Raw genomic sequence first — 9,308 nt, 5'->3', positions numbered from 1 at the left:
CGGCGCCCCGCCGCGCCCCGTCGGCGCGCAGCGCGCGCACCGCGTCCGCGGTGCGCGGGGGCGTGGCGGAGGCGAACGCGGGACGCACCGCGCACCACCCTGTGGTGCGCTCCCACTCCCGCGCGGTTTCCACGAGCACCGCGTTCGCCTCCGGGTCGGTGGAGCCGGCGGCCGCCAGCACGACGCCGGTCTCCGCGCGCTCCTCACCGAGCCGCGGCGCGCCCGACCCGGCCTGGGCGAGCCGCCGTTCGAGCCCGTCGAGGAGGAGCGGGTCGGGCCCGAGCACGCCGGCCTGGCGGACGGCGAGCCCCGGCAGCTCCGCGGCCGCCTCCGCCAGTACGGCAGGCAGGTCGTGCTTGGCGTGGAAGGCGTGCGAGAGCAGCAGCGGGACGGCGACGGCGCGGCGCACCCCGTCCCCGTGGAGGCGCGCCAGTGCGCCGTGGACCGTGGGCGCGTCGAAGTCGAGGAAGGCGGCCTCGACGCGCACTCCGGGCAGGGCCGCGGCGACCCCCGCACGGATCGCCGCGACGGTCTCGGCGTGCCGCCGGTCGCGGCTGCCGTGCGCGGTGAGGAGCAGCGCAGGGGAAGACCCCGCGGGTACGCGTGCGTGGAACATCGGAACCTGCCGGATCGACGGTACGGACGGCTAGCGGGCGGCGAGCAGCCCGCGGTTGCGGAGCACACGGCGCTCCATCGGGGCGAAGAGGAGCAGTTCGATGCCGATGCCGACGAGGAGGATGAGGAGGATCGCGCCGAGGACCAGCGGCATGTCCTGGTAGACCCGCCCCGTCTCCAGCAGTTGGCCGAGGCCGACGCCCAACTCCGGCGATATGGCGATGAGTTCGGCCGCCATCAGGGACCGCCAGGAGAACGCCCAGCCCTGTTTGAGCCCGGAGACGTACCCCGGCAGCGCGGCGGGCAGCAGCACGTGCCGCACTCCGCGCAGCCCGGTGGCCCCGATCACCTTCCCGGCCCGCAGGTGGAGCGGTTGGACGCGGTCGACGCCCGCCACCAGGCCGTTGGCGATGGACGGCACGGCACCGAGGAGCACGACGGCGTAGATCGTCGCGTCGGTGAGCCCGAACCAGATGATCGCGGCCGGCACCCAGGCGACCGACGGCAGCGACTGGAGCCCCGAGAGCACGGGGCCGATCGCCGCGCGCACCACCTTGACCCGCGCCACCAGCAGCCCGAGCGGCGTCGCCACGACGAGCGCGACGAGGAAGCCGAGCGCGCCCCGGGAGACCGACTGCCAGACGACCCCGAGGATGGTGCCCTTGTACCACTCCTCGGCGAGCGCGTCCCAGACCATCAGCGGGCTCGGGAGCTGGTAGTCGGGCTTCAGCTCCAGCGCGAACGCCGACTGCCAGAGCGCCAGCACCAGTACGACGGCGACGGCAGGAGGGAGCGCCTTCTCGCGCAGGGTGCGGGCGAGCGGGATGCGGGCCTGGGCGCGGGTGTCGAGCGCGTCGAGTCCCGCCTCCAGGCCGGCGAGTTCGGCCGCGTCGTCGCGCCCCTGCGCCCCGTCGCGCTTCTGTGCCCCGCCGGCGGGGGAGGCTCCGCTCTCCGGCGGCCTCTCGGTCTCAGTGCCGGCCATGTCGGCGGATCTCCCCCCGCAGCTCCTCGGTGATCTCCACGGAGAGCCCGGAGACCTCGGCGTCCTCGATCCGCCGCGGCTGCGGGATGCCGACCCGCCATTCCCGCGCGATCCGCCCCGGCCGGGAGGAGAGCAGGACCACCCGCTCGGCGAGGCGCACCGCCTCCCGCACGTTGTGCGTGACGAAGAGCACCGAGACCTCGGTCTCGGCCCACACCCGGGTGAGCTCCTCGTGGAGCACGTCCCGCGTGATCGCGTCGAGCGCGGCGAACGGCTCGTCCATCAGCAGCAGTTGGCTGTCCTGCGCGAGGGCGCGCGCCAGCGCGACGCGCTGCCGCATGCCGCCGGAGAGCTCGTGGACGCGCTTGCCGTACGCGCCCGTGAGCCGCACCAGCGTAAGCAGGCGCTCGGCCTCCTGCCTGCGCTCCGCCTTCGGTACGCCGCGCATCCGCAGCGCCAGCTCGATGTTGCGTCCCGCAGTGAGCCACGGGAAGAGGGCGTGCTCCTGGAACATCAGCGCCGGGCGTCCGCCCGGCACGTCGATCGTGCCCTCGGTCGGCGACTCCAGGTCGGCGACGAGGTTGAGGAGCGTGGACTTGCCGCAGCCGGAGGCGCCGAGGAGCGTGACGAACTCGCCCGGCGCGACGTCGAGCGAGATCCCGTCGAGCACCTGCTGCCGCGCCCCCGGCCGTCCGAAGGACTTGGAGACGCCGTCGAGTTGTGCCGCGTAGCCTGCCTGTCGCTGCCGGTCCTGCTGGTCTCCGGCCCGGGGCCGCGCCGCGGCCTCCGGGTCCTGTGCGCTGAGAGTGGTGGGCATCGCTGTCACCTCCCGTGGGGTGTGCGTGGGGGACGCGGCGGTTCGTGCGTGAACCGCCCCGCGTCGTACGTCAGTTGCCGAGTCCGGCGTCGTCGACCGGTTCCGCGCCCTCCGACTCGAGCACCTCGTTGAGGGGGCCGAGTTCGTAGATGCCCTTCAGGTCCGGCTTCTTCAGCAGCCCCGCGCGCACGGCGTGGTCGGCCTGGTCCCGGAGGGTGGAGGCGAGCGGGTCGTCGGTGACGTCGATCTTCTCGAAGGCCGATGCGAGGACCTTCTTCGGCAGCGGCTTCCCCGCGTCCCGCTCCAGCGCGGAGTTGATCCGCTCCTTCGCCTTCCCGGGGTGCTTCCCGATCCACGCGTTGGTGCGCACGGACCCGCGGAGCACGGCTTCGACGACCTCCGGGTGCCGCTTGAGGAAGTCCTGGCGCACCACGAGGTTGGTGACGACGAACTGCCCGTCCTCCCACAGCTTCCGCTCGTCGAGGAGGACCTTGCCGCCGCGCTCCACGACGCTCGACGCGGTCGGCTCCGGCACCCAGGCGCCGTCGATGCCGCCCTGCTGGAAGGTGGTCGGGATCTCCTTGTTGTCCTGCCGGAGCACCTGCGTGTCGCCCTCGCCCGTCTCGGCCTTGACGTCGATGCCCTTGCGGCGGAGGTAGTCGAGGAGCGCCACGTCCTGGGTGTTGCCGAGCTGCGGCGTGGCGATCTTCTTGCCCTCGAGGTCGCCGAGCGAGGAGACCTTCTTCGGGTCGACGACGAGCGACGCGCCCCCCGACGTCGCCCCCGAGACGATCCGCAGGTTCTTCCCGCCCGACTTCACGTAGCCGTTGATCGAGGGCGAGGGGCCGACCCACGTCATGTCGACGGCTTTGGCGTTGAGCGCCTCGATCGCGGAGGGTCCCGCGTTGAAGACCTGCGTCGAGACCTTGGTGCCGCCGAGCTCCTCGGCGATCCGCCCGTCCCCGCCGAGCCCGACGAGCGGGGTGGCGTGGGTGACGTTGGGAAAGTAGCCGATCTTCACTTCGTCGAGGCCGCCGACCTTCTCGCCGCCCGCCGCCTTTCCGTCGGCGGAGTCGTCGGCCGCCTGCGAGCCGTACCCGCAGGCGGTGAGGGCGAGCGGCAGCACGGCGAGCGGGATCAGCAGTCTGCGGCGGCGGGGGGAGCGGAGCCCGGACAGGAGTTGGGTGGCCACGGAGTGGTCCTCTCGGTGCGTGACAAAAGGGAACGGGACGTACGGGACGGGCGCTTCAGCGCGCACATCGCCCCACGCCGCCCTGGCCGCTGCCGAGCGCGCCGCTGCCGATGCGGCCGCCCGTCTTGTCGAAGGTCGAGAAGACCTCTCCCGCCGCGCTCATCTCAGAAGTCCCAGCCGTCGTCGTCCCGTCGGGGGCTCGGGGAGGTGTCGCCGGCGGACCCGGCGAACGGGTCGCCGGCCATCCCCGCGGTGCGGGTCGTGCCGTCGGCCGGGTCGACGAGGAGGAAGGAGCCGGTGCGCCGCGAGTCCGCGTACGGGTCGAGCGGCAGCGGCTCGGAGGTGCGCAGCACGACGCGTCCGATGTCGTTCGCCTCCAGCGCCTCCGGCTCGGGGTGCGGCGAGAGGTCGTCGAGGGTGAGCCGCGAGGGGATCCGCTTGACGAGCGCCTTCACGGTGCGCGTCGTGTGCTTGAGCAGGACGCGGTCGCCGGGGCGCAGCGGCTCGTCGTCCAGGTGGCAGACGGTCGCCTCGACGTCCTGCACGGCGCCCACCGCGGCGTCCACCGGCACGATCATGTCGCCCCGCGAGACGTCGAGTTCGTCCGCAAGCCGCACGGTCACCGACTGCGGCGCCCACGCCTCGTCCACCTCCCGCCCGAGCACGTCGATCCCCGCGACGGTGCTGGTCCGGCCGGACGGCAGCACCGCGACGCGCTGCCCGGTGCGGAGCACGCCGGAGGCGACCTGGCCCGCGTAGCCGCGGTAGTCGGGGTGTTCGGCGGTCTGCGGGCGGATCACGTACTGGACGGGGAAGCGCGCCGGGTCGTCGCTCGGATCGCGGTCGACCCGGACGGTCTCCAGGTGCTCCAGGACGGTCGGGCCGCCGTACCAGTCCATGTGGGCCGAGGCCACCACCACGTTGTCGCCCTCCAGCGCCGAGATGGGGACGGCCGTGGTCTCCGGGACGCCGAGCGAGGCCGCGTACGCGGTGAACTCCTCGGCGATGGCGGCGAACACGGGCTCCGCGTAGTCGACGAGGTCCATCTTGTTGACGGCGAGGACGACGTGCGGCACCCGCAGCAGCGCGGCGACCGCGGCGTGCCTGCGCGTCTGCTCGACGACGCCGTTGCGCGCGTCGACGAGGACGACGGCGAGCTCGGCCGTGGAGGCGCCCGTCACCATGTTCCGCGTGTACTGCACGTGCCCCGGGGTGTCGGCGAGGACGAACCGGCGCCGCGGGGTGGCGAAGTAGCGGTACGCGACGTCGATGGTGATGCCCTGCTCGCGCTCGGCGCGCAGCCCGTCGGTGAGGAGGGCGAGGTCGGGCGCTTCCTGCCCCCTGTTGCGGGACGCGGACTCGACGGCCTCCAACTGGTCGGCGAGGACCGACTTGGAGTCGTGGAGGAGCCGCCCGACCAGTGTCGACTTGCCGTCGTCGACCGAGCCGGCCGTGGCGAACCGCAGCAGCTCCGTCTCGGCCGGTACGGCGTCCCGCTCTTCGGCGGATGCGGGTGTGGACATCAGAAGTACCCTTCGCGCTTGCGGTCTTCCATCGCCGCCTCGGAGAGCTTGTCGTCGGCGCGGGTGGCGCCGCGCTCGGTGAGCCGGGACGCGGCGATCTCCGCGATCACCTTCTCCAGCGTGTCGGCGTCCGAGTCGACCGCGCCCGTGCAGGACATGTCGCCGACGGTGCGGTAGCGCACCCGCCGGCGTTCGGCGGGCTCGCCCTCCCCGGGCCCGCCCCACTCGCCGGGCGCCAGCCACATGCCGCTGCGCGCGAAGACCTCCCGCTCGTGCGCGTAGTAGATCGCGGGGAGTTCGATCCCCTCCCGCGCGATGTACTGCCAGACGTCGAGCTCCGTCCAGTTCGACAGCGGGAAGACGCGGACGTGCTCGCCCGGCGCGTGCCGCCCGTTGTAGAGCTGCCACAGTTCGGGGCGCTGCCGCCGCGGGTCCCAGCCGCCGAACTCGTCGCGGAGCGAGAAGACGCGTTCCTTGGCGCGCGCCTTCTCCTCGTCCCGCCGCCCGCCGCCGAAGACGGCGTCGAAGCGGTTCCGCGCGATGGCGTCGAGGAGCGGACGCGTCTGGAGCGGGTTGCGCGTGCCGTCGGGGCGCTCCTTCAACTCCCCGCGGTCCAGGTACTCCTGGACGCTGGCGACGTGCAGCCGCAGCCCGTGGCGCGCCACCGTGCGGTCGCGGTACTCCAGCACCTCGGGGAAGTTGTGCCCGGTGTCCACGTGGAGCAGCCCGAACGGCACCGCGGCCGGCCGGAACGCCTTCAGCGCCAGGTGGAGCATGACGATGGAGTCCTTGCCTCCGGAGAAGAGGATCACCGGGCGCTCGAACTCCCCCGCGACCTCGCGGAAGATGTGCACCGCCTCCGACTCCAGCGCCTCCAGGTGCGTCAGTGCGTAGCCGCTTCCGCCCGCGCCGGGTCCGCTCGACTCCAGCGGTGTGGTGGCCGTCGTCACGCCGTGCCCCTTCCTGGTGTTCCGGTTGCTTCCACTGCCCGTTCGCTCACGCCAACCCCCGCTCCCGCAGCAGCGCGTGGAGCTGCGCCGCCGACTCCTCGACGCTCCGGCCGTGCGTCTCGATGCGCAGATCGGGCGCGCTCGGCGGCTCGTACGGGTCGTCGACGCCGGTGAGCCCGGTGATCTCGCCGGCGGCCTGGCGTGCGTAGAGGCCCTTGACGTCCCGCTGCGAGCAGACGTCGACGGGGGTGGCGACGTGGACCTCCACGTACTCCGTGCCCTCGGCCTCGTGGCGCTTGCGGACCGCCTCGCGGCTCGCCTCGTACGGCGCGATCACCGGGACGAGGACGGTGACCCCGTGCGCGGCGAGCAGTCGTGAGACGAAGCCGATCCGCTGGACGTTGGTGTCCCGGTCCTCGCGCGAGAAGCCGAGCCCCGCGGAGAGGAAGGTGCGGATCTCGTCGCCGTCGAGGACCTCCGTCCTGCGGCCCCGCGCGGTGAGACGCGCGGCGAGGGCCTGCGCGAGCGTGGTCTTGCCCGCGCTGGGCAGACCCGTCAACCAGACGGTGGCGCCCACGCGTTGGCGCGCCGCGGTGTCCTGGCCCGCGCTCACAGGTGGAGCCCGCACTCGGTCTTGCCGGTCCCCGACCAGCGCCCGGCGCGTGCGTCCTCGCCCGCGAGCACCCGGCGGGTGCAGGGGGCGCAGCCGACCGAGGCGTAGCCGTCGTCGAGGAGCGGGTTGGTGAGGACGCCGTGCGCGGCGACGTACTGCGCGACGTCGTCGGCGCTCCAGCGGGCGATGGGGGAGACCTTCACCTTCTGCCGCTTCGGGTCCCAGCCGACGACGGGCGTCCCCGCGCGCGTCGGCGACTCGTCCCTGCGCAGCCCCGTGGCCCACGCGTCGTACCCGGCGAGCCCCGCCTCGAGCGGCTGCACCTTCCGCAGCGTGCAGCACAGGTCCGGGTCGCGGTCGTGGAGCTTCGGGCCGTACTGGGCGTCCTGCTGGGCGACGGTCTGGCGCGGGGTGAGGGTGACGACGTTGACGTCCAGCACCGCGTCGACGGCGTCCCGGGTGCCGAGCGTCTCGGGGAAGTGGTAGCCGGTGTCGAGGAAGACGACGTCGACGCCCGGCCTGGCGCGCGAGGCGAGGTGGGCCACGACGGCGTCCTCCATCGAGGAGGTGACGCAGAAGCGGTCCCCGAAGGTCTCGGCGGCCCACTGGAGGATCTCCGGCGCCGACGCCTCCTCCAGGTCGCGGCCCGCGCCCTCGGCGAGCTTCTCCAGGTCCTCCGCTGTGCGTACGGCGGTCACGACGGATCGCCTCCTTCCGTGTGCGCCGACGGCAGGCCGCCGGCGAGCAGTCCGAGGAACGAGAGCGCGAAGGCCCGGTTGCACGCGGCGCACTCCCACGCCGCGCCCTTGCCCTTCGCCGTCCCCTCCTCGGAGGGGCGCAGGTCCTCGTCGCCGCAGTACGGGCAGTAGAACGGTGCTGCGCGGCCGCTCACTTGAGGGCTCCTTCCTCGGCGCGCGCCGCCCACTGCGCGAACCGCTCGCCCTCGGTGCGCTCCGCCAGGTAGGCGCGGAGCACCCGCTCCACGTAGTCGGGGAGTTCCTCGGCGGTCACCTTCAGGCCGCGGACCTTCCGCCCGAACCCGGGTTCCATGCCGAGGGAGCCGCCCAGATGCACCTGGTACCCGGCGACCTGGTTGCCCTCGGCGTCGGTGACGAGCTGGCCCTTGAGGCCGATGTCGGCGGTCTGGATGCGGGCGCAGGAGTTGGGGCATCCGTTGAGGTTGATGGTGAGCGGCTCGTCGAACTCCGGGAGCCTGCGCTCCAGTTCGTCGATGAGCGAGGAGCCGCGGCCCTTCGTCTCGACGATGGCGAGCTTGCAGAACTCGATGCCGGTGCAGGCCATGGTGCCGCGGCGGAAGACGGAGGGGGAGGTGGTGAGGTCGAGCGCGGAGAGCGCCTCGCGCAGCGGCTCGACCTGCTCCTCCGGGACGTCGAGGACGACCATCTTCTGCTCGACGGTGCTCCGCACCCGCTGCGAGCCGTGCGCCTCGGCGAGGTCGGCGACCTTGCTGAGCGTCGCCCCGTCGACCCGTCCGACGCGCGGCGCGAAGCCGACGTAGTAGCGGCCGTCGCGCTGCCGGTGGACGCCGACGTGGTCGCGCCAGCGCTGGACGGGCTCCTCGGGCGCCGGTCCGTCGGCGAGCTTCCGCCGGAGGTACTCGTCCTCCAGCACCTCGCGGAACCGCTCGGGGCCCCAGTCGGCGACGAGGAACTTCAGCCGTGCGCGGGTGCGCAGCCGGCGGTAGCCGTAGTCGCGGAAGAGGGCGACGACGCCCTCGTGGACGTCGGCGACGTCCTCCAGCGGGACCCACGCGCCGAGCCGCACGCCGATCTTGGGGTTGGTGGAGAGCCCGCCGCCGACCCAGAGGTCGAACCCGGGGCCGTGCTCCGGGTGTTCGACGCCGACGAACGAGACGTCGTTGATCTCGTGGGCGACGTCGAGCAGGGGCGAGCCGGAGACGGCCGTCTTGAACTTCCGCGGCAGGTTGGAGTATGCGGGGTTGCCGACCACCCGCCGGTTGATCTCCTCGACGGCGGGGCTGCCGTCGATGATCTCGTCGGCCGCGATGCCGGCGACGGGGGAGCCGAGGACGACGCGCGGGGTGTCGCCGCAGGCCTCGGTCGTCGAGAGGCCCACGCTCTCCAGGCGGCGCCAGATCTCGGGCACGTCCTCGACGCGAATCCAGTGGAACTGGATGTTCTGCCGGTCGGTGAGGTCGGCGGTGCCGCGTGCGAACTCCTGCGACACGTCGCCGACGGTGCGGAGTTGCTCGGTGGTGAGGCGTCCGCCGTCGATGCGGACCCGGAGCATGAAGTACTCGTCCTCCAGCTCCTCGGGTTCGAGGATCGCCGTCTTGCCGCCCGAGACGCCCGGCTTGCGCTGGGTGTACAGGCCCCACCAGCGCATCCGGCCGCGGAGGTCGGCGCCGTCGATCGACTGGAAGCCGCCGTGCGCGTAGATCGTCTCAATGCGTGTCCGCACATTGAGACCGTCGTCGTCCTTCTTGTTCTGCTCGTTGCCGTTGAGGGGGGTGAGGTGCCCGGCAGCCCACTGGCCCTCCCCGCGGTGGCGTCCTGTCTTGCGGCGGGGGGCGGCGGGCGTTTGGCGCGCGTGGGTGTCAGCGGTGTCGGCCATGGAGCGGTCCTTCGGGCAGGC

At 73.2% G+C, this 9,308-nt stretch carries 10 protein-coding genes; all 10 read right to left on the bottom strand.

The annotated features are described in order from the left end of the window. A partial coding sequence (locus UWG_RS0116090) for a sirohydrochlorin chelatase (protein WP_016908250.1) occupies positions 1-616 on the bottom strand: 616 nt, incomplete at its 3' end. Between the two features lie 30 nt (positions 617-646). Beyond that, on the bottom strand, positions 647-1,597 hold the full coding sequence (locus tag UWG_RS0116085) for an ABC transporter permease (RefSeq protein WP_016908249.1): 951 nt from the start codon (positions 1,595-1,597) through the stop codon (positions 647-649). Continuing rightward, the gene (locus tag UWG_RS0116080; RefSeq protein ID WP_016908248.1) at positions 1,584-2,414 is read right to left on the bottom strand and encodes an ABC transporter ATP-binding protein; all 831 of its coding nucleotides are present in this window, start codon (positions 2,412-2,414) and stop codon (positions 1,584-1,586) included. Before UWG_RS0116080 ends, UWG_RS0116085 begins: the two co-directional genes overlap by 14 nt. A gap of 70 nt (positions 2,415-2,484) precedes the next feature. Continuing rightward, positions 2,485-3,606 (bottom strand): ABC transporter substrate-binding protein, encoded by a 1,122-nt coding sequence (locus UWG_RS0116075; RefSeq protein ID WP_016908247.1) that lies wholly within the window; start codon positions 3,604-3,606, stop codon positions 2,485-2,487. Positions 3,607-3,770: 164 nt separating this feature from the next. Continuing rightward, entirely contained in the window at positions 3,771-5,129 is a 1,359-nt protein-coding gene (locus UWG_RS0116065) for a sulfate adenylyltransferase subunit 1 (RefSeq protein ID WP_016908245.1), read from the bottom strand. After that, positions 5,129-6,079 carry a sulfate adenylyltransferase subunit CysD gene (cysD, locus tag UWG_RS0116060; RefSeq protein WP_016908244.1) on the bottom strand — a complete coding sequence of 317 codons (951 nt, stop codon included), beginning with the start codon at positions 6,077-6,079 and terminating at the stop codon, positions 5,129-5,131. The genes UWG_RS0116065 and cysD overlap by 1 nt, the downstream gene beginning before the upstream one ends. Positions 6,080-6,125: 46 nt before the next feature. After that, positions 6,126-6,692 (bottom strand): adenylyl-sulfate kinase, encoded by a 567-nt coding sequence (cysC, locus tag UWG_RS0116055; protein ID WP_016908243.1) that lies wholly within the window; start codon positions 6,690-6,692, stop codon positions 6,126-6,128. Then, complete coding sequence (locus UWG_RS0116050) at positions 6,689-7,390, bottom strand: phosphoadenylyl-sulfate reductase (protein ID WP_016908242.1); 702 nt, start codon at positions 7,388-7,390, stop codon at positions 6,689-6,691. Before UWG_RS0116050 ends, cysC begins: the two co-directional genes overlap by 4 nt. After that, positions 7,387-7,584: a hypothetical protein gene (locus UWG_RS0116045; RefSeq protein ID WP_016908241.1), complete on the bottom strand. Its 198-nt coding sequence runs from the start codon at positions 7,582-7,584 to the stop codon at positions 7,387-7,389. Before UWG_RS0116045 ends, UWG_RS0116050 begins: the two co-directional genes overlap by 4 nt. Then, positions 7,581-9,287 (bottom strand): nitrite/sulfite reductase, encoded by a 1,707-nt coding sequence (locus tag UWG_RS0116040; RefSeq protein ID WP_016908240.1) that lies wholly within the window; start codon positions 9,285-9,287, stop codon positions 7,581-7,583. Before UWG_RS0116040 ends, UWG_RS0116045 begins: the two co-directional genes overlap by 4 nt. Positions 9,288-9,308 lie beyond the last annotated feature (21 nt).

Source organism: Streptomyces xiaopingdaonensis, assembly GCF_000262345.1.
In the GTDB taxonomy this organism is placed as follows: Bacteria; Actinomycetota; Actinomycetes; order Streptomycetales; family Streptomycetaceae; genus Streptomyces; species Streptomyces xiaopingdaonensis.
The sequence above is the reverse complement of the archived record's forward strand: the minus strand, read 5'-3'. Positions and strand labels throughout refer to the sequence as shown.